Annotated in this window: 17 protein-coding genes and 1 pseudogene; 6 read left to right on the top strand and 12 right to left on the bottom strand. The window is 71.3% G+C overall.

From position 1 onward, the window contains the following. Positions 1-6: 6 nt before the first annotated feature. The gene (locus tag NOSIN_RS08480) at positions 7-822 is read left to right on the top strand and encodes an exodeoxyribonuclease III (protein WP_171986653.1); all 816 of its coding nucleotides are present in this window, start codon (positions 7-9) and stop codon (positions 820-822) included. Positions 823-834: 12 nt separating this feature from the next. Then, entirely contained in the window at positions 835-1,608 is a 774-nt protein-coding gene (locus NOSIN_RS27705; protein WP_077690206.1) for an alpha/beta fold hydrolase, read from the top strand. Positions 1,609-1,697: 89 nt separating this feature from the next. Here the strand turns inward: NOSIN_RS27705 and NOSIN_RS08490 are convergent. After that, positions 1,698-2,399 (bottom strand): annotated as a pseudogene (locus NOSIN_RS08490) (class I SAM-dependent methyltransferase); the annotation flags it as partial. A gap of 354 nt (positions 2,400-2,753) precedes the next feature. Here NOSIN_RS08490 and NOSIN_RS08495 point away from each other — a divergent pair. Together NOSIN_RS08495 and NOSIN_RS08500 are read left to right on the top strand one after the other, a co-directional pair. Next, a complete protein-coding gene (locus NOSIN_RS08495) occupies positions 2,754-4,139 on the top strand; it encodes an amino acid permease (RefSeq protein WP_077690207.1) in 1,386 nt (461 codons plus the stop codon). Between the two features lie 538 nt (positions 4,140-4,677). Further along, the gene (locus NOSIN_RS08500; RefSeq protein WP_077690208.1) at positions 4,678-5,184 is read left to right on the top strand and encodes a hypothetical protein; all 507 of its coding nucleotides are present in this window, start codon (positions 4,678-4,680) and stop codon (positions 5,182-5,184) included. Between the two features lie 87 nt (positions 5,185-5,271). On the opposite strand, the gene NOSIN_RS08505 is transcribed toward NOSIN_RS08500, so the two are convergent. The 11 genes from NOSIN_RS08505 to nirB form a co-directional block, all read right to left on the bottom strand. Continuing rightward, positions 5,272-6,675, bottom strand: coding sequence for a hypothetical protein (locus tag NOSIN_RS08505; RefSeq protein ID WP_077690209.1), 1,404 nt, complete (start codon positions 6,673-6,675; stop codon positions 5,272-5,274). Positions 6,676-6,808: 133 nt separating this feature from the next. Continuing rightward, positions 6,809-8,044 carry a site-specific integrase gene (locus NOSIN_RS08510; protein ID WP_077690210.1) on the bottom strand — a complete coding sequence of 412 codons (1,236 nt, stop codon included), beginning with the start codon at positions 8,042-8,044 and terminating at the stop codon, positions 6,809-6,811. 55 nt (positions 8,045-8,099) lie between these two features. Next, positions 8,100-8,612: a hypothetical protein gene (locus NOSIN_RS08515; RefSeq protein WP_077690211.1), complete on the bottom strand. Its 513-nt coding sequence runs from the start codon at positions 8,610-8,612 to the stop codon at positions 8,100-8,102. 61 nt (positions 8,613-8,673) lie between these two features. Next, positions 8,674-8,994: a hypothetical protein gene (locus tag NOSIN_RS08520; RefSeq protein WP_077690212.1), complete on the bottom strand. Its 321-nt coding sequence runs from the start codon at positions 8,992-8,994 to the stop codon at positions 8,674-8,676. Between the two features lie 235 nt (positions 8,995-9,229). Continuing rightward, positions 9,230-12,835 (bottom strand): TM0106 family RecB-like putative nuclease, encoded by a 3,606-nt coding sequence (locus tag NOSIN_RS08525; protein ID WP_077690213.1) that lies wholly within the window; start codon positions 12,833-12,835, stop codon positions 9,230-9,232. 144 nt (positions 12,836-12,979) lie between these two features. After that, a complete protein-coding gene (locus tag NOSIN_RS08530; RefSeq protein WP_236743328.1) occupies positions 12,980-13,690 on the bottom strand; it encodes a septal ring lytic transglycosylase RlpA family protein in 711 nt (236 codons plus the stop codon). Positions 13,691-13,959: 269 nt separating this feature from the next. Next, positions 13,960-15,111 carry a protein-tyrosine phosphatase family protein gene (locus tag NOSIN_RS08535; protein ID WP_077690214.1) on the bottom strand — a complete coding sequence of 384 codons (1,152 nt, stop codon included), beginning with the start codon at positions 15,109-15,111 and terminating at the stop codon, positions 13,960-13,962. Between the two features lie 257 nt (positions 15,112-15,368). Next, on the bottom strand, positions 15,369-16,061 hold the full coding sequence (locus NOSIN_RS08540) for a sirohydrochlorin chelatase (RefSeq protein ID WP_077690215.1): 693 nt from the start codon (positions 16,059-16,061) through the stop codon (positions 15,369-15,371). An 83-nt stretch (positions 16,062-16,144) separates the two neighbouring features. Then, on the bottom strand, positions 16,145-17,290 hold the full coding sequence (locus NOSIN_RS08545) for a uroporphyrinogen-III synthase (protein WP_077690216.1): 1,146 nt from the start codon (positions 17,288-17,290) through the stop codon (positions 16,145-16,147). Next, positions 17,287-17,658 (bottom strand): nitrite reductase small subunit NirD, encoded by a 372-nt coding sequence (gene nirD, locus NOSIN_RS08550; protein WP_077690217.1) that lies wholly within the window; start codon positions 17,656-17,658, stop codon positions 17,287-17,289. The genes NOSIN_RS08545 and nirD overlap by 4 nt, the downstream gene beginning before the upstream one ends. Beyond that, entirely contained in the window at positions 17,655-20,162 is a 2,508-nt protein-coding gene (gene nirB / locus NOSIN_RS08555) for a nitrite reductase large subunit NirB (RefSeq protein WP_077690218.1), read from the bottom strand. Before nirB ends, nirD begins: the two co-directional genes overlap by 4 nt. A gap of 486 nt (positions 20,163-20,648) precedes the next feature. Between nirB and NOSIN_RS08560 the strand changes: the two genes are divergently transcribed. Both NOSIN_RS08560 and NOSIN_RS08565 read left to right on the top strand, forming a co-directional pair. Further along, positions 20,649-21,290, top strand: a complete 642-nt coding sequence (locus tag NOSIN_RS08560; protein ID WP_077690219.1) for a DsbA family oxidoreductase — start codon at positions 20,649-20,651, stop codon at positions 21,288-21,290. A 203-nt stretch (positions 21,291-21,493) separates the two neighbouring features. Then, on the top strand, positions 21,494-22,663 hold the full coding sequence (locus NOSIN_RS08565; RefSeq protein ID WP_077690220.1) for a PP2C family protein-serine/threonine phosphatase: 1,170 nt from the start codon (positions 21,494-21,496) through the stop codon (positions 22,661-22,663). The last annotated feature ends 10 nt before the right edge of the window (positions 22,664-22,673 follow it).

Consider the following 22,673-nt stretch of genomic DNA (forward strand, 5'->3'; position numbering starts at 1 on the left):
CCTGTGATGACGAGTTCTTTGACGGTGTCGAGTGTGAACGTGAACGGTCTGCGGGCCGCGGCGAAGAAGGATCCGGGGTTCGTGGGGTGGTTGGCCTCGACGGAGGCTGACGTGGTGTGTTTGCAGGAGACGCGGGCTGAGGCCGACCAGTTGCCCGCGGGGGTGATCGGGCCTGAGGGGTGGCATGTGGTGTTGGCTCCGGCGTCGGCGCGGGGGCGTGCGGGGGTGGCGGTGTACTCGCGTGAGGAGCCCGATGGTGTGCGGGTGGGGTTCGGCCATGCCGAGTTCGAGGAGTCGGGCCGGTATGTGGAGGTGGATCTGGGTGGGGTGACGGTGGCGAGTCTGTATCTGCCCTCGGGTGAGGTGGGTACGGAGCGTCAGTTGGAGAAGGAGCGTTTCATGGAGGCGTTCCTGCCCTATCTGGTCAAGCGTCGCCGTGAGGTGGTGGAGCAGGGGCGTGAGCTGGTGGTGTGCGGGGACTGGAACATCGCGCACGCCGAGGTGGATCTGAGGAACTGGCGCAACAACCGGAGGAAGGCGGGGTTCCTGCCCGAGGAGCGGGCGTGGTTGTCGCGGGTCTTCGACGAGGCCGGGTATGTGGACGTGGTGCGGGCGTTGTGTCCGGATCAGGAGGGGCCCTACACGTGGTGGTCCTATCGGGGGCGGGCCTTTGACAATGACACGGGGTGGCGGATCGATCTGCAGGTGGCCACGCCGGGGTTGGCGGCGCGTGCCGTGTCGGCGCGGGTGGAGCGTGCGGTGGAGCACGGGTTGCGTTGGTCTGATCATGCTCCGGTGACGGTGCGCTACGGAGCGCGGTAGGAGGAGGCGTTCATGGGTGTGCCGATCGTTCTGGTGCATGGGTTGCGGTTGTCGGGGAGTATGTGGCGTCCGCAGGTGGAGTTGTTGGAGGCTCAGGGGTGCACGGTGGTGGCGCCTGATCTTCCCGGGCACGGGTCGCGGCGTGGTGAGGAGTTCTCGCTGGGGGGTGCGGTGGATGCGGTGTTGGGTGCGATCGATGGTGTGGGTGGTCGTGCGCTGTTGGTGGGGTTGAGTCTGGGTGGTTTCGTGTCGATCGCGGCGGCGGGGGCGGCGCCGGGTCGGGTGGCGGGGTTGGTGGCGGCCGGGTGTACGGCCAAGCCCGCGCAGTTGTTGGCGCAGTTGTATCGGATTCCGGCGGTGCTGATGGATCGGTTGCCGGATCGGGGTGCGACGATCAATGAGCGTTTTCACCGGTTGACGTTGCGTGATGGTGCCGCGGAGGCGGTGTTGGACGGTGGTCTGGCGGTGGAGGCGGCCACGGCGGTGATCGACGCGGTTTCGGAGATGGACGTGTTGTCGGCGTTGTCGGCGTATCCGGGGCCGGTGTGGTTGGTCAACGGGTCGCGGGACCACTTCCGGATTCATGAGAAGCAGTTCTTTGACACGTGTGCGGATGGTCGGTTGGTGAACGTGCCGCGTGCGGGGCACATGGTGAGTTTGGATCAGCCGGTGAATTTTTCGCGGATCGTGGCTGATGCGGCTGATGTGGTGGGTGTGCGTGAGGTGAGCCGGTTGCGGGAGTTGCGGGGGTCGGAGGCTTCTGGGGTGGAGGCTGAGGAGAGCTGAGTGGTGGTGTCCTGTGAGGGGGCGGGGGCTGTGGCCTTCGCTCCCTCTTTCGTGTGTCGGGTGGTGGGGGGTGTGGCCCGGTGGTGGGGGTGTGGGGGCAGGCGGAAGTAGATGGTGGGGTTGTGGCGGGCGGGGTGGATGGGGGTGGCCAGGCCCAGTTCGGTTTTGAGGTCGCACAGGGCGCGGTGGGTGTGGGGTGCTCGGGCGGCGGAGGCGGTGAAGAAGCCGGTGGTGTTGTTGGTGAGCCAGGTCAGGATGAGGGCGCCTTCGGTGTAGGGCGGGGTGTGGGTGTGGTGGAAGACGCCGTGGACGCTGGTGGGGGTGTGTGCGGGCAGGGTGGGCAGCAGGTGGTTGAGGTACCAGCGGGTGAACCAGCTGCCTTGGGTGGGGTTGAGGACGAGGTGGTCGGTGTGCGGGGGCAGGTGGGTGGTGTTGGTGCGGGGGTCTCCTTGGGTGTGGGTCCACCTGTGGTGTGCCAGGTGGGTGGGGACGTGGCGGGTGGCGTGGTCGTGGGTGTCGAAGGAGTGCAGGTGTCCGGTGCCGTTGTCGCGCAGGGCGTGCAGGATCCAGGTGGTGGTGGAGCCGTGGCCGGTGCCGATCTGGAGGGTGTGCGCGGGGGTGTGGGCGCGTAGGAGCAGGTAGGTGATCTCTGCTTCGATGTCGTGTGGGTGGGGGCCGGGGGTGGTGGTGTGGTGGTGGCGCATGTGTTCGCGGACGCGGGCGAGGTCGTCGCGGTGGGTGCGGTACAGGTGCTGGATGTGGGCCAGGTCGATGGCGGGTGTGTGGGGCATGCTGGTCCTGTGCGGTGGGTGGCGTACACGGTGTGAGTGCTGAACGTAGCAGCGTTGTCGCTGTGTGTTCATCTGGTGGTGGGCGTGTCGCCGCCTGGGGTGCCCCTCCCCCGGTGTCGCGGGGTGCTGTGCGGTGGTGTGGGTTGTGCCGGGTGGGGGTCTCTCGTGTGTGGGGCCGGGGTGTGGTGCACGTGATGGGGTCATCCGTTGTTTTTGGTGGGGTCGGGGATGTCCACGGGATGAGATGTGCCTAGGGTTGGCCAGGTGACAAGCGGTGCGATGCCGCCCTCGGGGGCGGCCAACGAAACGAATGCCTCCGGTGCGGGGCTGGCCCATTCGCTGCGGCGGCGTCACATGGCGCTGATCGCGATCGGTGGCTCGGTGGGTGCCGGGCTGTTCATCGGTTCCGGTGCGGTGATCCAGTTGGCGGGTCCGGCCGCGGTGCTCTCCTATGTCCTGGCCGGTGCGCTGGTGTTCTTCACCCTGCGTGCCCTGGGCGAGATGGTGGTGGCGGTTCCCGCGGGAGGGTCCTTCTCCGACTACGCGCGTTTGGCCTTTGGGCCCCGGGCGGGTTTCATCATCGGGTGGGTGTACTGGTGGATGTACGCGGTGTTGGTGGCCGCGGAGTCGGTGGCCGGTGCGACCATCCTGGGCCAGTGGGTGCCCGGGGTGCCGGGGTGGGCGCTGGCGTTGCTGGTGCTGTTGTCGATGACGGCGGCCAACCTGGTCTCGGTGCGTGTCTTCGCGGAGACCGAGTCGTTCTTCTCCCTGGTCAAGGTGGCCACGATCGTGGCGTTCCTGTTGATCGGGGGGCTGTGGGCGTTGGGGTTGTGGAGCGGCTCGGACGGTTCTGGTGTGGCCAACCTGTGGGAGCACGGCGGGTTCGCGCCCAACGGGTGGGTCGCGGTGCTGGCTGCCACGGTGGTGGTGCTGTTCGCCTTTGGCGGGGTGGAGATCATCACGGTCGCCGCTGGTGAGAGCGTGGAGCCCGAGCGGAGTGTGGCGTCGGCGATCACGAACGTGCTCTGGCGTATCGGGTTGTTCTACGTGGCGTCGATCCTGGTGGTGGTGATGGTGTTGCCGTGGAGCACCGTGGATCCGGGGCGTAGTCCGTTCGTGGCCGTGATGGAGCGTGTGGGTGTGCCCGGGGCGGCGTTGATCATGGAGGTCGTGGTGTTCGTGGCGGTGTTGAGTGTGCTCAACGCGGCGATGTACACCTCGTCCAGGATGTTGTTCACCCTGACGCGGCAGGGTGATGCTCCTCGTGCGTTGCGTGGGACCAACGGTCGGGGTGTGCCGGTGCGGGCGATCCTGTTGGGCACCGTGGTGGGTTATGCCGCGGTGGTGGCCGACTATCTGTGGCCTGACCGGGTGTTCCCGTTCCTGGTGGCGTCGATCGGCGCGATCCTGTTGGTCCTGTTCCTGACGATCTGTGCTTCGCAGTTGGTGGTGGGTGGACGGGTGCGTCGGCGTGAGCCTGAGCGGTTGGCGTTGCGTATGTGGGGTTTTCCGTACCTGACGTGGGCGGTGCTGCTCGGTCTGGTGACGGTTTTCGTGGCGATGGTGGTGTTGCCCGACCAGCGGCAGGCGCTGTTGGCGTCGGTGGGGTCGGTGCTGGTGGCGCTGGTGGCCTATGAGGTGCGTCGCCGGTGGGGTGCCCGGGCGCCCAGTGACCGGGTGCTGGAGGTGCCCGGTCGGCCGGGTGCGGACTCGTTGCGCCGTGGTCCCGGCGCCGGTTAGGGCGTGGTCGGCGGGTGTGTCCTGCCGTGTGTGCGGGCCCGGTTCCTCCTGGGTGGGGGCCGGGCTCTGGTGTGTGGTGGGACGGTTCGGTGTTCGAGGAGGGTGAGCGGGTCCTGTTCGTCGAACATGCGGGCGGTCTCGCGGGTGGTGGGGTGCTCGCGTGGGGGTCGGCGCCGTGGTGGAGGAGGGCGGCGACGGTGTCGGTGTGGTCGTGGTGGGCGGCCGGCATGAGCAGGGTGTCGCCCCTGTGCCCCTGTCGTTGGTGAGGTCGGCCGGTAGTCCGGCGTCCAGGTACCGGGTCGGGGTGGTGGTGTGGCCCTTGCGTGCGTGGTCGAACATGCGGGTGGCGGGTTCGATGACGTCGGGGTCGTGTTCGGGGTGTTCGTTGTTCGCGTCGGCCCAGTTCAGTGGGGGTGGTGGCGCTGGTGGGGGTGGTGTATGGGCCGGTGTGGTGGGGGTGTGGGGAAATGGTGGGATGTGATGCCGGAGATCGTTTTTGCCGCTATGGTGCTCCCCAACCCCTGAGAGGAGCACCCTCGTGCGACACTTTGTCGGTTTTTTGTCCGGTTTGATCGTGGGTCCCGTGCTGGTCCTGATGACGGGGTGGGCGTTCGCTCATCTGCGTGGTCTGTACGCCGCTGATATGGGCGTCCTGCAGGGATCGGGGCCTTTGGCGGTGGCGGGGCTGGTGGGTGTGGGCCTGCTGGTGGCGCTGTCCGCGGTTCCGGCGCGTTTGACGCCGATGCTGCCTTTGGCGATGGCGTTGACGCTGGGGGCGTTGAGCGCGGTGTCGCTGGTGCGGATGCACCTGTTGGAGCGGTTGCCGCAGGTGCCCGGGACGGAGGGTGCCCTGGTCCTGTTGCCGCTGGGGGTGTTCGTTCCGCTGGTGGTGGTGCTGTTCACTCCCGTGTTCGTGGGCGGGCGCTGGCGCCGGGAGCGGGAGAGCGAGGGTCCCACGGAGGAGGAGTACTTCGAGGGCCTGTACGGGGACGACGAGGGGCCCACTCAGGCGGCGCCGCAGCCGGCGGCCCGGCACCGCGCCTGAGGGCGGATCGGCCCGGGTGGTTCCTGCGCGTGGGTGCGGCGGGGGCCGCCCGGGCCGGTGTGGTGTGGGCCGGGGCTTGTGGCGGTCTCAGCGCCAGGTGGGTCCCCAGTTGGCGCTTTTGGACACCCCTTGGGGCAGGGGTGGCAGGAGTTTGTTGCCGGGGGCGCCGGCCGGGGCGGGGCGGCCTTGGCGGAGGGGGGTGCCCTGGGGCTCCGGAGCGGGCGCGGGGGCGGGTGCGGCTTCGGGCTCTGGGTCGGGCTGCGTTGGCGGGGGCGGGACGGTGGGGATCTGGGCCGTGGGGGCGGGGGCGTCGGGTTCCGTGGTGGTCTCGCCCTGGGCCAGGAAGTTGCGTACCCGTTGGGGCTGGGGTGTGTCCTGGCCCTGGAGGAGTACGGGTTCGGGCAGGGGCGGGGGGCCTTGGTGCGTGTCGGCGCTGGGGATGGCGGGTTCGGCCGGGGCGACGCGTTTCCACCACAGGGCCGTTTCCTCGGGGTCCAGTTCCGACTCCACCTCCAGCCAGCCGTGTACCTGGGGGTGGCGGCGTGCGGCGTTCCAGGAGCGGGGGTAGGGCTGTTCGTCCAGGACCAGGACGTGTTCGCCGTCGATGGTGGGGATCTGGGCGGGTACGCCCTCGTTCCACACCCAGGTGCCGTCGTGGGCGACCAGGTTCCACCAGCCGCGTACGGTCTGGGCGCCGGGGTCGGGGGCGGTGTCGCGGAAGGCGCTGACCCAGCGCGGGTCGGGGGGTTCTCCGGGCAGGCCCTGGCGCTGGGGGCCGATGAGGGCGTCGGCGAGCAGGGTGTGGAGTTGGAAGTTGTCGCCGATGCCGTCGAAGAGGACGCGGAAGGCGCGGCCGGAGTGGCGGTCCATGACCAGGGCGCTGGTGGCTTCGGCCATGCGCAGGAGGGCGCGGACCTCGTCGAACTCGGGGAGGGGGTCGCTGAGTTGGTTGGCGATGGCCACGAGTTCGGCGTGCAGTGCGGGGGTGCGGCGCAGGTGGGCGCGTACGGAGGGTTCGCTGAGCATGGTCTTGGCGGCCAGGCCGTGGCGGCGGATGGTCCACCAGCACATGGTGGCGCCGGGTGCGTCGGGGCCCAGGTCGGTGGCGACGCGGGTTTCGGCGTCGGCGGTGACGGTGTCGGGGTCGGGTGGGGCGCTGTCGCCGGTGCGTTCCCAGGCGTGGGCGAAGACGATGGCGCCCTTGCCCATGGTGCGTAGGCGGTGGAGGACCTCCACGCCGGTGGGGCCGGGGTCGGTGCCCATTTCGACCAGGGCTCCGGCGACCACGGACAGGTCGGCGATGATGCCGGGGGCGGCCTGGTCTCCGGCCAGGAGGGGGGCCAGGGCCTCCAGGGCCAGTTCGCGTTCGGAGACGGGGATCTGGGAGGCCAGGAGGTAGACCTTGTGGACGGCCGTGGGGAAGTGTCGGGGGTCGGTGGCCACGGAGGCGTCGATCAGTTCTTGGAATGCCGCGCGAAACTCGTCGACCATGGGTCCGTCCCCTTTCTCACGCAACCAACCTAATGTCTCATCAGGGAAGGATCGCACTTTGGTGGGTGATTTCGAGTGTTGCTGGGGTGTTTGTTGACAACCTGAGACACCGGGGTTGCTGGTGGGATCGGCGTCACAGGCCCAGGCGGGTGACGGCGTTGTCCTCCAGGGGGTTGGCGGTGCGGATGTAGTCGTGCACGGTGCGCGGGTTGGTCCAGCGGCCCTGGCGCATGATCTCGCGGTCGCTGGCTCCGCCCAGGGCCGCCTGGGTGGCGAATCCGGACCGAAGGGAGTGCCCGCCGAAGTCGTCGGGGTTGAGTCCGGCCCGGCGGGCGTAGCGTTTGACCAGCTCGCCCACGGCCCGGCCCGACATGGCCCGCGCCCCGATGTGTCCGTGCTGGTCCACGGTGGGCAGGAGCGGGCGCCGGCTTCCGTCGCGCAGGTCGGTGCCGTTCCAGTCCTGGCACAGGTGGGTCAGGGGTGTGTTGGCCTGGGGTTGGGCCAGTAGCTCGCGCACGGCCTGGGTGCCGCCTTGGAGGTGGGCCTGGAGCAGGTGGGACCAGTCGGCGAGGGCGCACACCGGGCAGGTGTGGCGGTGCCGTCCCCGGGGCAGGGCCACCACCTGGCCGTAGCGGTCCTCCTGGTCGGTTTTGGTGGCGCCCAGGCGTACCACCAGGGCGGGTGCGCCGGTGGAGGCGTCGGTGCGCACGGTGAGGTCGTCGAAGGTGAGCGAGGCCAGCTCGGTGCGGCGCAGGGCTCCGGCGAATCCGGTCAGCAGCAGCAGGGTGTCGCGTCGCCGGGCCACGCCCTGGGGGTGGCCCGGGTGGGGGCGTACCGCCAGGAGGGCTTCCAGGGTGGCCAGGACGACGGGGTCCTTGCGGCGGGGGCGGGTGTCGCGGGTGCGGCGGATGCCGCGCAGGGTCATGCGCACCACTTCGGCGCGGGTGGGTGATTCCAGGCCGTGGGCGCCGTGGACGGCGGCGATCGCGGCGGCGCGCCGTTCGATGCTGGAGGGGGCCAGGGCCCAGGCGGTGTCGTCGGGGGTGCGGGTGTGGGCGCAGGCGGCCAGGTACACGGCCACGTCCACGGGGTCCGCGGGCAGGGACTGGCGCTGTTCGGCCAGGCACCAGGCGGTGAAGGAGGTCCAGTCGGTGCGGTAGGCGCGCAGGGTGTTGGGTGATTGGGCGTTGGCCAGGTAGCGGCCCAGGACGTGGGCCTGTTCGGTGTCGAAGCGCTCGCGTACCTGGGCCAGGGCGCGGGTGTCGACCAGGACGCCGTGGGTGGTGTGTTCCAGGCGGGCGCGTACGGGTTCGGGGAGGGCGACCTCGTCGGTGGGCGGGTCGTGGTGGGTGGGGTGGGGTGTGTTCACGGTGATCCATGATGGCCCAGGATGGGGCGTGGGCATGGTAGGTGCGGGTGGGGTGTCAGGGGCCCAGGAGGTGGGTGAGGAGGGCGTCCCACAGTTGGGCGGGCGGCATGACCCACAGCAGGGGTACCGCCGCGACGACCAGGGCGGTGGTGAAGCCGATCGCGGCGATCTTGCGGCGCAGTACCAGTGCGGTCACGGCTGAGGCGGCCGGGACCACCAGGGCCAGGACCAGGACCCAGACCAGGGCGTCGCCGATGGCGTCCACGCTCTCTGGGGGTGGGGCGGTGGGGTTTTGGGCGCTGGGGGCGGCTCCCTGCAGGTCCATGAACACGAACAGCAGGTTGGCCAGTGCCAGCGGGGTGCCCAGTGCCCACAGCAGGGCCAGGCCCACCCACAGGGCGGTGATCCTGCGGTCGGGCGGGTCGGTGAGTACCACCGGTGTCCGGCTGATCCGCTCCCCCGGGGTGTGTTGGGTGGTGCCCGTGTGCTCGGTGTTGGCCTGGGGCGCCTGGGTGGGGGTGGTGTCGGGCTGGTGGGCCCTGCGGCGCTTGCGTTTCTTGGGTGACACGCCGGTAGCCTACCGCTGCCTGTGGGTCCTGGTGTGGTGGCAGGTGCGGGCGGGGTGGGTCTTAGGCGGTCTGGGTCAGGTGCAGGGCGGTGACGAAGACGACCGGCCACGCCAGCAGGGCCAGTGACCACAGGGCTGCTTTGCGGTCTCCGGCGACGGTGGCCACGGCGGCTGCCAGCAGGGGGATGCCCACCGCGGCGCCGAAGGCCAGGGTGAACCATTCGGCGGCCGAGCCGGCGTGGGCGTTGGCGGTCAGGCCCCGCAGGTAGCCCACCGGGCCCAGGACCAGGGCGAACAGGGCCAGGAGGGAGATGACGGCGCGGATGCCGGCGGGGTGGCGGGTGTTGCGGCCGCCGCCGGGGGCGGAGGGTCGGTCAGACACGGGGGCCGGGGTGCCTTTCGAGAACGGGTGGTGGTCCGGGTGGGGGTGCGCCCGTGGCGCGGGGTGTGGGCGGTGGGGCCCTCGCACGCGCGCGGGGCCCGCCCGGGTGCGCGGGCGTTGGGGTGGGTGCTGTGTAAAACGTACTCCACCCGTGGGGTGTGGGGAACCGGTGGCCGGGTGGGGCCGGGGGTGTGTTTTTCGGGTTGTTCGGCGGTGCGTTGGTGCGGGGGTCTTCTCACGCGCCCCCGTGGGGCCAGGGGTGGGCGTCTTGGGTCAGGCCGGTGAAGGAGGCGAGCAGGCGTAGTTCGTCGATGCTGCGCGGGGTGGTGGTGAGCAGGCCGGGTGAGAAGACCACCGTCGCCAGGAGTTGGGCGCGGGAGAGGGCGACGTTGAGCCGGTTGCGGTCCAGGACGAAGGCGGTGCCGCGGCTGGTGTCGGCGGCGTTGGAGGTGGTCATCGAGCAGATGACGGCGGCGGCTTCCTGGCCCTGGAAGCGGTCGACGGTGCCCACGCGTACGCCCTCCAGGGCGGGCTGGGTGGCGGTGGCCGCTTCCAGGGCGCGGCGTAGGGCGCGTACCTGCAGGTTGTAGGGGGCCACCACCAGGATGTCGTGGCCGGTCAGGGGGCGTGGCCCCTGGTCGGGGTGGGTGGTGAGTTTCTCACCGACCAGGCGTGTGGCGACCTCCACGACCGCCTGGACCTCTTCGGGGCTGTGGGTGGTGCGGCCGTGGTGGGTGGTGGGGTGGGTGTACACGCCTGGTCGCAGGGTGGAGAGGGTGCGGTGGGTGGTGGTGGGGTGGGCGTGCAGGCGGCCCTGGTAGGCCAGGGTGGAGACGGTGGAGCACAGGTCGGGGTGCATGCGCCGGGTCTGGTCCAGGAAGTAGCCGCGTGTTGGGTCGATGATCTGGCGTCCGGCCATCAGGTGTTGGAGGGCGGAGGCGTCGGCGCCCTCGCCGTGGGTGCCCTGGACGACCTGGGGCAGTTGTTGGGGGTCTCCGAGCAGGACGAGGTTGTGGGCGGCGGTGGAGACGGCCAGGGTGTCGGCCAGGGCGAACTGTCCGGCCTCGTCGATGATGAGGACGTCCAGGGGGTCGGCGGTCATGGCGGCGTTGGACATGGCCCAGGCGGTGCCGCCGATCAGGACGGGTTCTGCCCGGGCGGTGTGTTTGTTGCGCCAGGTGGCCAGGGCCTGGGCGGTGGAGGGCTGTTCCCAGGGCGGTGGCGGGGTGTGGCCGGTGTCCTTGGTGCGGCTCTTGGCGCGTTTGGCGGCGGCGAGGTGGACGCCCGCGTCGTGGGCGGCGCGCAGGGCGGCGGACAGGACGTTCTCCACGGCTTTGTGGCTGGTGGAGCACACGCCCACGTTCTTGCCCTGGCGGGCCAGGTGGGTGATGAGTTGGGCGGCCAGGTAGGTTTTTCCGGCGCCGGGTGGTCCCTGTACGGCCAGGTAGGAGTGGTCCAGGCGGTCCACGGCGGCGATGGCGGCCCTGAGGGGGTCGTCTTGGTGGTGGGCGGGGTCGGGCAGGGGGCCGGGCGGGTCCAGGCGGGGTGGGATGCGGCGTACCACGTCCAGGCCGGGGTGGTGGGGCCAGGCGGGCAGGTGGTCCAGTGCGGTACGGGCCACGGTTTCCAGGGCGCCGTCCTTGGGGGCGGGGTTGACCGGGGAGCCGGGCAGGACGGCGACGGGGGGCCGGGAGTAGGTGGCGTCGGGGTCGCAGGTCTCGGTGATGGTCAGGGTGTGGGCGTCTGCGTGGGTGATGGTGGCCTGGGTGGTGGTGGCGGCCTGTCCGGGGGCGCCGGGGTAGAGCAGGTGGACGTCCTGGTGGGGGGTGAAGGGGTGGGGGTGGGAGGTGTCCAGGCGCAGGGCGAGTTCGCGGCGGGATTTGCGTTGGCGGCCGCTGGGCTCGATCCACTCCCCCGTGTGGACCTGCCAGGGGACGGCGCAGTCGGTGTCGGCTTCCAGGTCGGTCAGGGGTGCGCTGGTGCGTCGGAAGTGTTCGCGCCAGGGGGGAAGGTTCTCGCGCTGGTAGTAGCCGACCAGGGCGGCCAGTTGGGCGCGGGTGTGGTGGTCGCCCCGGCGTTCCTCGGCCTTGTCGGGGACCTGGTCGAGCAGGGGTTGGGTCAGGGCGGTGTGGCGGGCGGTCTTCTCGGCGCGTTTGCGGGCGCGTTCGGCTTCGGCTTCGGTGAGTTCGAGTTGGACCAGGGGGCGGTCGGTGATGCCCTGGTGGGTGCGGTGGTCCTCCAGCCAGTCGCGCAGGCGTGCGGTGGAGTGGCAGTCGTCGCGGTTGTAGGCGGCGATGTCGGCCAGGACGTGTTGGGCCTGTTCGTGTTGGCCTGTGTGGGTGGCGCGCAGGTAGGCGGCGTAGGCGTCGATGCTGGAGGTGGCGGTGGTGACGCCTCCTGAGCGTGCGCCGCTCAGGTAGAGGGGTTCGAGGTACTTGATGGAGTAGGAGCGCTGGGACACGCGCAGGCTCTTGCGTACCACGGTGTACAGGTCCACCAGCCGGTTCTCGCGCAGGAGGCGGTTGACCTCCTCCTCGCGGGTGGCGAACTCCGAGCTGAGGTGTTTGAGGCGGTCCACCTCGTAGGAGGCGTAGTGGTAGATGTGCGCGCCGGGGTCGGTGTCGATGCGGGTGAGGGCGAAATCGACGAAGTCCTCCAGGGCCTTCTTCTCCTGGGCGCGGTCGTGGGCCCAGAAGGCGTGGAAGGTCTCGGTGCCCCCTTCGTCCTCGGTGGTGGCGCCGAAGAGGTATTCCAGGCCGCGTTCGCCCTCGCGGGAGTGGTAGGGGTAGCCCTCCATGTCGAAGAAGACGTCGCCGGGGCTGGGAGCGGGCAGGGAGGCCAGGCCGTCGGGGGAGAAGACTTCGGCGGTGACGGTGCCCTGGGGGTTGGCGGGGGTGCGGGTGGTGTCCTGGCGTACCTGGAGGGCGGCCTGGGCGCGTAGTTGGTCGAAGGAGCGGGGCGGCAGGGTGGGTGGGCGCTGGTCGGGGTGGGCGTGGGCCAGGGCGTCGATGGTGTTCAGGCCGGTGTCGGTGAGTTTGGCGGCCTGGTCGGTGCGTAGTCCGGCGACCAGGGACAGGTGGCGGGCGGCGGTGCGTCCTTGTGCGCACCAGGTGGTGTAGCCGCAGCTCTCGCAGGCGGGTCGGGGTTCGCCCCAGGTGGGGGTGGGCAGGGCGATCTCCTGGTTCAGGCGGTTCAGGAGGCGGGTGGTGACGGTGGCCAGGATGGGGGTGAATTCGGTGGTGGCCAGGGTGTGGGTGTGGCCGTCGCCGGTGCGCAGGTGCATGTGCTGGGGGGTGTGGCCGGTGGCCACGGTGACGGCTTGGGCGTAGGCGGCCAGTTGGATGACGGCGCCGGGGCCGGGGTGGCGGGCGAGTTTGGTGTCCCAGGGTTCGTAGGTGGGGGTGGTGGGTGCGGGGGTGCGCTGGTGGCCGGTGGCGGGGTCCAGGTCGGAGCGGATGAGGAAGTCGGCGCGGCCGTGGAAGGCGACGGGGTGGTCGGTGTGGTGGGGGGTGAGGGGGTGGTGGAAGCTGCCCTGGTAGATGACGGGGGCTCCGGCGGCCATGGCCTGGGTGGTGGCGGTGGCGGCCTGTGCCAGGGAGGTGTCGTCGGGGCGGGGGTCGGGGATGTGGACGACTTCGCCGAACAGGGTGGTGAGGCGGTCGAGTTCGTCCTGTTCGTGGACCAGGCCGTGGTGGGCTATGAGGGGGTCGACTTTTTCTGGTGCGGGTGCGCCGGGCAGGCGTGCGGCGAGCGCGGTTTTGAGGGCGCTGCGGTGGTCGCACTCCAGGGTGTCGACGAGGTCGGTGGGTGAGACGACCCAGCCGGTGGTGGTGCGAAACAACGCCCCTGCTCCCTTGTGTGTCGGTGGTGGGTGCTGGGGATTGTGCCATGTCGTGGCGACGTGCGTGGGCCCACACGCGCGAGGGCCCCTTCCCGTGTGGTGGGAAGGGGCGCCTGGGGTCTGGTGCGGGGGTGGGGGTGGGTTTTAGCCCACGACCTGCCACTGGACCTGGCCGACTCCGGCTCCGGTGCCGATGATCTGGTCGAAGGCGGCGGTGGACAGGTCCAGGCAGCGGCCGTCGACGTAGGGGCCGCGGTCGTTGATGCGTACGGTCACGGACTTGCCGTTGTCGGGGTTGGTGACCTGGACCTGGGTGCCGAAGGGCAGGGTCTTGTGTGCGGCGGTCATGGCGTTGGGGTCGAAGGTGTCGCCGTTGGCGGTCTGGTTTCCGGCGAGTTCGGCGCCGTAGTAGGAGGCCTGGCAGGTGCCGCCCTGGCCGGTGGACTCGGGGGTGTCCTCCTGGGCGGCGGGTTCTTCGGCCTCCTCGGTCTCCTCGGGTTCTTCGAGGATGGTGGAGGCCTCGGTGCTGGTGCTCTGGGTGGCGGAGGCGACGGCGTCCTGGGCTTGTCGGCGCAGGTCCTCGCCGTGTTGGGGGGTGGTGTCGTCGGTGACCAGGGGGTCGGGGTCGGCGTCGGGGACGCCGGTGGCGTTGGTGGTGGTGTCGGGGTCGGCTCCGGTGGCGATGACGGTGGCTGTGGCGGTGCCCGCCACCAGGAGTGCCGCCGTGGTGGCCGAGGCCAGGATCAGGGTGCGTTTGCGGCGGGAGCGTTTGGCGGCCACGCGGGGGCCCACGGGCGCCTGGGGACGGGTGGTGTCTTCGTCGCCCGGTGGGGTCTGGGGCTGGTGTGTGCCCACGGCAGGGTTCCTTCGGGTGGGAGACGGGGCGTGGCGGTCCGCTCCTGGGATGTGGTGCGCGGCTGCCGTGGCAGAGGGGCGCGGGGTGCGACGCCCCGGGTGCGGGAGGGCGTGGCGCGGGTGGAGCCGGGACCGCCGTTGGTGCGCGGGGGTCTGGGCGCAGATCCTAGGGGTCACGCGAGGGTAACGGTACCGGAAAGGGGTGGTTTGTGGAACTTGTCACGAGGGGTCGTTCGTGTCTCCTGAGCCCTGCTGGTCGTTCTTGTTCCTCATCCGGTGATGTGGGGTGCGGGTAGTTCGGGGCGCCGGGGCGGGACGCCGTGGGGGAAGAGGGTGCGGGCGGGGTCGGGCAGGTCCACTCCGCTGAGCTGGGCGACGGCCCGGGACAGGGCGGGGTTGTCCAGGTGTCCGCCGACGGTGCGGATCATGGTGGCCAGGGTGGGCAGCGGGGGTGCGCCCAGGGTGGCCACGGCGTAGCGGGTGGCCACGGCCGGTGTGCGTGAGGCGCCCGCCCAGCAGTGCAGCAGGACGCGTTTGCCCTCGGCGCGCAGGGCGGCCAGGGCGGCGGCGGCCTCGTCCAGGGTGAAGTGCACGTTGGGGTTGGCGCCCGCGCGGTCGTGCAGCCACACCCGTACCCAGTCGTGGTCGGGCAGGTGGGGTGCGTCGCTGGGGTGGGTGCGGCACAGGGAGACCACGGCGTCGACGGTGTCGGGGTGGGCGCGCAGGTGGTCCAGGTTGCCGAGCAGGACGTGGGGGTCCAGGGGGTGGGGGACGGCGAAGGGCGGCAGGCGGCGGGGTTCGTCGACCAGGACGGGGTGTTGGGGCCACAGACGGGGGTGGGGGCCGCGGGCGCCGGTCAGGGCGGTGACGGTCAGGGTGTGGGGGTCGGTGGTGCGCGACAGGTGGCGCAGGGCGCCCAGGGGCAGGGCGGAGGCGCCCCACAGGGCGGCGGCCAGGACGGCGGTGTGCAGGGCGGCCTGGTCTCCGGCGCTGGTGTGGGCGTACCGGAGGGCGTCGGTGAGGTGGGTGCAGGCGAAGGATCCGTGGGCGGGGTCGTGGGTGGGGCGGGGTGTGCGTGTCAGGGCCCGCCATGAGGCGCCCATGGGGTCCTGGGCGGTGGTGTGTTCCAGGGCGGGGGCGCTGGTGGGTGTGGTGCCGGTGCGGGCGGCGGTGCGCAGTACCTGGGCCCAGGCGTGCTGGACGGGGTCGGCGGGTGCCTGGGGCAGGTGGTGGGGGCCGTTCAGGTCGCTCAGTGCGGCGAGGATCAGGCGTGCGGGGTGGTGGGCGGGGTCGGTGAAGGGTGTGGCCAGGGCGGGGGGTGCGCCGATCAGGGCCGCGGCGAGCGGGGCGCCGAAGAGCGCTCCGACGGCCCGGTCGCTTCGGGGGTCGTGGAAGTCCAGGGGTGTGGATGGTGCGGGCATGTGCGTCCTTGCGTGGGCCGGGGCGTGCGGGGCGTGGGTCCCCGTCGGGGTGTGCCCGGTCCGGTGGCCCGTCGTGCGTGCCGGGGCCGGCGCGGCCGGTTGTGGCCACGCGTGTGGTGTGCGTGTGCCGGTGGTGCGCCCCTCCCCTGGTGCGGGGTGCGCCCGGTCGGCCCTTCCCTTCCCCTTTCCCCTCTCCCCCGCTTTCCTGCTCCTGGGGCCTCGGGTGCTTCCCGCCGGGCTCTGGCGGCCCGGTGGTCTCAGGCGGGTTGGGCGATGGCGGCCTGGTGGTAGCGGGCGGCCACGGCGTGGGCGATGGCCGGGTCCGGGCACAGGGGGCGTGCCACCACGTCGGCGCCCGCGCCGGCCAGGCGGTCGTGGAACAGGCCCGGGGCCAGGAGCCAGCTGGCCAGGGCCACCCGTGGGTGTCCTTGGGAGCGCAGGCGCCGTACCTGCTGGGCGGGGGTGGGATGGCCGGTGGCGATGAAGCCCAGGCTCACCGGGGCGCCCAGGCGCTGGGACATGCGGGCCCGGGCCTGGTCGAGTTCGGCGCGCGCGTGGGGGTCGAAGGTTCCGGCGCAGGCCAGCACGACCGCGTCGCCGGGGCGGTGGCCGGCCTGGACCAGGCGGCGCACCGCGGTGTCCAGGACCGCGGGGTGATCGCCCAGGGCGGGGGTGATGACGGCGTCGGCGCGGCCCGCCAGGGCGAGCTGGCGGGGGATGTCGGTGCGCACGTGGTAGCCCGAGGCCAGGAAGGCGGGCACGGCCACCAGGGGGCCGGGGATGGTGGCGGCGACGTCGCCGACGGAGGGCGCCAGGACGTCGGCGAAGGCCAGGCGGGTGGGTCGGTGTGTCACCTCGGCCACGCGCAGGGCCAGGGAGTGGGCCACGGCGGTGCCGTGGGGGTCGCGGGTGCCGTGGACGGCCAGCAGCAGGGTCGGGTGTCGGTTCATCGTGTGGTGTGGGCGGGGCTCCGGCGGGGGCGGGCGCCGCTGTTTCCTTCCGTGCTCTGGCGCGGCCGTGGGCTCGGGGGGTCTCAGGGCTGGTCGGTGGTGTCCAGGGCCAGGCGGTAGCCGCGTTTGACGACGGTCTGGACGATGCGGGCGTCGCCCAGGGCGGTGCGCAGGCGGGCCACGGCGGTTTCCACGGCGTGGGCGTCGGCGTCCTCGCCCAGGCAGGTGAGCAGGCGGGCTCGGTCCAGGACCTGTCCGGGTTTGTGGGCCAGTGCGCGCATGAGCCGCATGAGGGTGGGCGAGAGGGTGTGGACGGTGCCGTCGACCAGGACGGCGTGGCCGCGCAGGCGCAGGCGGTGCCCGGCCACGGACAGGGTGGGAAAGCGTGCGGGTAGTTCTTCGGTGAGTTTGCGGACCTGGGCGCCGATGCGGGCGCGTTCGGGCCACACGGTGGGGATGTCGTGGGCGATGAGGGGGCGGGCGGTGACCGGGCCCACGCACATGGCCAGGACGTCGCCGCGCAGGGCTTGGAGGAGTGCGCCGTGGTGCCCGGTGGTGTGGGCGCGGGTGAGGAGTCCGGCGGCGGCGGGGGCGCTGGTGAAGGTGAGGGCGTCCACTCCCCCGGTGGTGAGGGCCTCGATGAGGCGGTCCAGGGGTGCGGTGTCCTCGGGTTGGGTCCACCGGTAGACGGGGACCTCGACGACGTCGGCTCCGGCCAGGCGCAGGGCGGCGGTGAAGTCGGGCAGGGGTTCGCCGTGGAGTTGGACGGCCACGCGCAGGCCCCGCACCCCCTGGGCCAGGAGGTGGTCCAGGACCTCGGCCGAGGACTCGGAGGGGGGTGACCACTCCTCGGTGAGTCCGGCGGCGCGGATGGCGCCCTTGGCTTTGGGGCCGCGTGCGAGCAGGCGTGAGGAGCGCATGCCCTCCAGGAGTGCCTGGGCGGTGCCCCAGGTGTCGCAGGCCTCCACCCAGCCGCGGAAGCCGATGCCGGTGGTGGCCACGACGATGTCGGCGGGGCGGTGGGCGAGTTGGTCCGAGACCGAGGCCAGGCGCTGGTCGTCGCTCAGGGGCACGATGCGCAGGGCGGGTGCGGCGATGACCTGGGCGCCCTTGCGGCGTAGCAGGGCGCTCAGTTCCTCGGCGCGGCGTGCGGCGGTGACGCCGACGGTGAACCCGGCCAGGGGTGCGGTGGTGGCGGGTGCGGGCGGTGCGTGGGGCAGGGTGTTCATGGTGTGTTCTCCTTGGCGCGGGTGGCGATCTGCACGGTGGTTCGGCCCTGGCGTACGGGCCAGGTGCTCAGGTGTACGCCGGTGTCGTCCAGGCTCTGGCCGGTGCGTAGGGAGAAGACGTTCTTGAGCATGGGTGAGGCGACGGTGGGCTCTCCCGCCCGGTCGCCGACGATACCTCGGGAGATGACGGCGGCGCCGGTGTAGGGGTCGATGTTGTCCACGGCGTACAGGTGTCCGTCGCGGGTGCGGAACAGGGCGATCTGGGTGTGGTCGGGCAGGAGGATGGCGAGGCCGTCCTCGGGGTGGAGCCGGTGGGTGGGGCAGGCGTCGATCCAGGTGGTGGGTCGGGTCTGGGTGGTGGTGGTCATCGGGTGGCCTCCTGGGGGCGGTGGGCGGGCATGCCCAGGTTGACGGGTGTGCGGGGTACGGGCTGGTCGCGGGTGGTGGTGAAGCTGATGGTGGGGTCGGGGGTGGTGGGGGCGTTGGCGAAGGAGACGAAGCGGGCGAGTTTGTCCTCGTCGGCCAGGACGGCGGCCCACTCGTCGGTGTAGGAGGCCACGTGTTCGTCCATGGCGGCTTCGAGTTCGTCGGCGATGCCCAGGCGGTCGTGGACGATGACCTCGCGCAGGTGGTCCAGGCCCCCGTCCAGGGATTCGATCCAGGGTGCGGTGCGCTGGAGGCGGTCGGCGGTGCGTACGTAGAACATGAGGAACCGGTCGATGTAGCGGATGAGGGTTTCCTCGTCCAGGTCGCCGGCCAGGAGATCGGCGTGGCGGGGGGTGAAGCCGCCGTTGCCGCCCACGTACAGGTTCCAGCCCTGGTCGGTGGCGATGACGCCGAAGTCCTTGCCGCGGGCCTCGGCGCATTCGCGGGCGCATCCGGAGACGGCGGACTTGAGTTTGTGGGGTGAGCGCAGGCCCCGGTAGCGCTCCTCCAGGCGGATGGCCAGGCCCACCGAGTCCTGGACGCCGTAGCGGCACCAGGTGGTGCCCACGCACGACTTGACGGTGCGCAGGGACTTGCCGTAGGCGTGGCCGGATTCGAATCCGGCGTCGACCAGGCGTCGCCAGATGTGGGGCAGTTGTTCCAGGCGGGCGCCGAAGAGGTCGATGCGTTGGCCGCCGGTGATCTTGGTGTAGAGGTTGAAGTCGCGTGCGACCTCGCCGATGACGATGAGTTTGTCGGGGGTGACCTCGCCGCCGGGGATGCGGGGCACGACCGAGTAGGTGCCGTTGCGCTGCATGTTGGCCAGGTAGCGGTCGTTGGTGTCCTGCAGGGTGGCCTGTTCGCCCTCCAGGATGTGTCCGCTTCCCAGGGAGGCCAGGATGGAGGCGACGGTGGGTTTGCAGATGTCGCAGCCGTGTCCGGTGCCGTGGGCCCTGATGAGGGCGGAGAAGGTGGTGGTGCCGGTGGCGCGGATGGTCTGGACCAGTTCGGCGCGGGACTGGGGGAAGTGTTCGCACAGGGCCTTGGACTGTTCGATGCCGGCCTGGGCGAGGACCTGTTTGAGCATGGGCACGCACGAGCCGCAGCTGGTGCCCGCCTTGGTGCAGGCCTTCAGGGCGGGCACGTCGTGGTTGCCGTGGTCGATGGCCTGGGTCAGTTCGCCCTTGGTGACGGCGTTGCAGGAGCAGATCTGTGCGGAGTCGGGGAGGGCGTCGGCGCCCAGGGCGGTTGTGCCCTCGGGGGTGATCAGGGTCAGCGGGTCGTCGGGCAGGGGGGATCCGACCAGGGGGCGCAGGGTGGCGTAGGCGGTGGCGTCGCCGACGAGGACGCCGCCGAGCAGGGTGGTGGCGTCGTCGGAGAGGACGAGTTTGGCGTAGCGGCCGCCGGCGGCGTCGTTGACGACCACGTCCAGGGCGCCGGGGGTGCGGCCGTGGGCGTCGCCGAAGCTGGCCACGTCCACGCCCAGGAGTTTGAGTTTGGTGGAGGTGTCGGCGCCGGTGAAGGTGGCCTGTCCGTCCAGGAGCTGGTCGGCGACCACTTCGGCCATGGCGTTGCCGGGGGCGATGAGGCCGTAGACGGTGCCTTGGTGGTTGGCGGCTTCGCCGATGGCGTGGATGCGGGGGTCGCTGGTGGTGCAGGTGTCGTCGATGACGATGCCGCCGCGTTCGCCGACCTTGAGTCCGGCGGTGCGGGCGAGGTCGTCGCGGGGGCGGATGCCCACGGAGAACACGACGAGGTCGGCGTCCAGGCGGGTGTCCTCTCCCAGGGTCAGGTGGGAGACGCGGCCGTGGTCGGCGGCGTGGACGGCGGTGGAGGCGGTGCCGGTGTGCACGTGTACGCCCAGGTCGGTGATGAGGTTGCGCAGGAGGGATCCGGCGCCCTCGTCGATCTGGGCGGGCATCAGGTGGGGGGCGAGTTCGACCACGTGTGCGCGCAGGCCCAGCAGGCGTAGGGCGTTGGCGGCTTCCAGGCCCAGCAGGCCGCCGCCGATGACCACGCCGGTGCGGGCGCCGTGGGCGGAGGCGGTGATGGCGTCCAGGTCCTCGATGGTGCGGTAGACGTGGCAGCCGGGCAGGTCGTGGCCGGGGATGGGGGGTACGAAGGGGGTGGAGCCGGTGGCCAGGACCAGGCGGTCGTAGGGCAGGACGCGGCCGGTCGTGGTGGTGACGGTGCGGTGGGCGCGGTCGATGCGGGTGGCGCGTTCGTTGACGTGCACGTCCACGTGGGGGCCGCTGACCTGGCCCAGGGACAGGTCCTGGGCGGTGGCGCCGTCGAAGTAGGAGGAGAGGGCGACGCGGTCGTAGGCGGTGCGGGGTTCCTCGCCCACGACGGTGATGTGCCAGCGGTGGGCGCTGTCGCGGTCGTGGAGGGCCTCGATGAGTCGGTGGCCGACCATGCCGTTGCCGATGACGACGAGTTCTTCCATGGGTGTGCGGCTCCTCCTGCTGCGGGGTCGGACGTGTTTCAGGCAACCCGCAGGGTGTTTCCCCGGGGTCAGCCGTGTGTGACGCGGTTGTTTCGTTGTGCTCCTGTCGCAGGTGGCGTGTGCGTGATGGGGTGTGGGGCGGGGTGAAGTCCCAGGGTGGGATGGTTGTGCGGGGCCGGTCGGGGGCGGTTGGGTGTTTGGTCACATGCCTGTGGGGCGGGGGGCGTACCGGGGTGTTCTGCTTGGCGCGGGAGGGGCCTGTGCGCCGGTGGGCGTGGACAGGTGTGGGGCTTGTGGTCAGGATGGGCGGTGGTGTGTGCCGTTGGTGTTGCGCTCCCGGTGTGCGCTGCGCCCCGGGTCGGGGTGGGCACGCGTTTCGGTGCGCGGGCGCGGCGCGGCGGTGGTGTGTGCCTGTCGGGGTGTGGGCGGGCGGTGGTGCGGGGTCGAGAACGCCTTGGCTCCGGGTGTGTGAGGGGGGATGCTCTCGTGCAGGTCCAGGTGTGGTCCGACGTGGTCTGTCCGTGGTGCTACATCGGCAGGCGCCGTCTGGAGCGGGCGTTGGAGCGGTTCGAGCACGCTGGTGAGGTCGAGGTGCTCTGGCGCAGCTTCCAGCTCGACCCCTCTTTTCCCCGGGGGGTGAGCCAGCCGGTCTATGACGCTCTGGCGCAGAAGATGGGTGCTTCGGTGGAGCAGGTGCGTGCGATGACCGAGCAGGTCACCCGGGTGGCCGCCCAGGAGGGGCTGGAGTATCGCTTCGAGTCGGGGGTCATGGTCAACACCTTCGACGTCCACCGCCTGTTGCACCTGGCCCGCGAGCGGGGTCTGGGCGGGTGGGCGCACGAGTGCTTCATGCGCGCGCAGTTGGTGCTGGGCCGGGATCTGAGCCAGGCGCGGACCCTGGTGGAGGTGGCGGCCCAGGCCGGCTTGGAGGAGGGTGAGGTGCGCCGGGTGCTGGAGGGTCGGGACTACGCCCAGGACGTGCGTGAGGACATCGACGCCGCCCGGCGCCTGGGCGCGGGCGGTGTGCCCTTCTTCGTCATCGACGAGACCGTCGCCTTCTCGGGCGCCCAGCCGGTGGAGGTGCTGGTGGCGGCGTTGGACAAGGCACACCGGGCCGGGAGGGGCTGACTTGCGTGGTGGCCGCTTCGGGCGCGGGGCGGGGATTTTTCCGTGTGGTGGGTCAAGTAGCGGGTATCGGCTGGTCACAGGCGGGTTCGGGGCTGTTTCGGTTCGCGCGTGGCCGTGCGACGATGAGTCCTGTGGTCCAGAGGCGAGGCGGCGGGTAGGGGGTTCCAGGAGAACGCCCAACGTGCCAGAAACCGGGGTGTGCCATGCCGGTGCAACACGCGTCCAACGAGTTGATGATCTCCCTGGTGCGAGCCGGTCATCTTGCCACCTTCGAGGAGTTGCCCTCGTTGATCGCCAAGAAGGCCGAGGGCGCCGAGTTGTCCCAGGCCCGTGTCTACCTGGCCGATCATCAGCAGCAGGTGCTGCGTGAGTTCACCGGTGTGGGGCTGGACGCCCATGAGGGCGGTGAGGCCCTGAGCGTGAACGACTCCCTGGCCGGACAGGCCTACGTGACGGGTGTGACCGTGCGGGTGGAGGGTGAGCACCGGTACTGGGTGCCGGTGTTGGAGGGCGCCCAGCGTCTGGGTGTGATGCACGTGGGGTACGCGGGCGATCCGGACCGCTCGGCGATGCGGGATCTGGCCTCGATGGTGGCCCTGCTGGTCATCGCCAAGCGCTCCAACAGCGACTCCTACGCCCGTCTGGTGCGCACCAAGCCCATGTCGGTCTCGGCGGAGATGCAGTGGACGCTCATGCCGCCGGGCACCTTCGCTGATTCGCGGGTGACGATCTCGGCCGCCACGGAGCCGGCCTACGACAACGCCGGGGACGCCTTCGACTACGCCGTGGCGGGTGAGGTCGCGCACCTGGCGATGTTCGACGCGATGGGGCACGACACCGCCGCGGGGCTGATCGCGAACCTGGCGGTGGGGGCTTTTCGCAACGAGCGCCGCAAGGGCACCGAACTGGCCCAGATGTGCCGGGGGGTGGAGGAGACCCTGATCCAGGAGTTCGTGCGCACCCGTTTCGCGACCGCGGTCCTGGCCGAGTTGAACATGACCACCGGTGAGCTGCACTGGGTCAACTGCGGTCACCTGCCGCCGGTGCTCATCCGCAACAACCAGGTGCGCAGCCTGGAGTGCGAGCCCTCCCACCCGCTGGGGATGGACCTGGGGTTGCCGGTCACGGTGTGCCGTGAGCAGTTGGAGCCCGGCGACCGGCTGCTGCTCTACACCGACGGCATCATCGAGGCCCGTGACTCCCAGGGGCGCGAGTTCGGTGTGGAGCGGTTCGTGGACTTCGTCATCCGCCACCAGGCCGACAACATGCCGGTTCCCGAGACGCTGCGCCGCCTGGTGCACGGGGTTTTGGAGTACCACCACGGCCGGTTCGGCGACGACGCCACCGTGCTCTTCTGCGAGTGGCACGGCTGAGACCCGCCGG

It is taken from the genome of Nocardiopsis sinuspersici (assembly GCF_001998325.1).
GTDB classification, from domain to species: domain Bacteria; phylum Actinomycetota; class Actinomycetes; order Streptosporangiales; family Streptosporangiaceae; genus Nocardiopsis; species Nocardiopsis sinuspersici.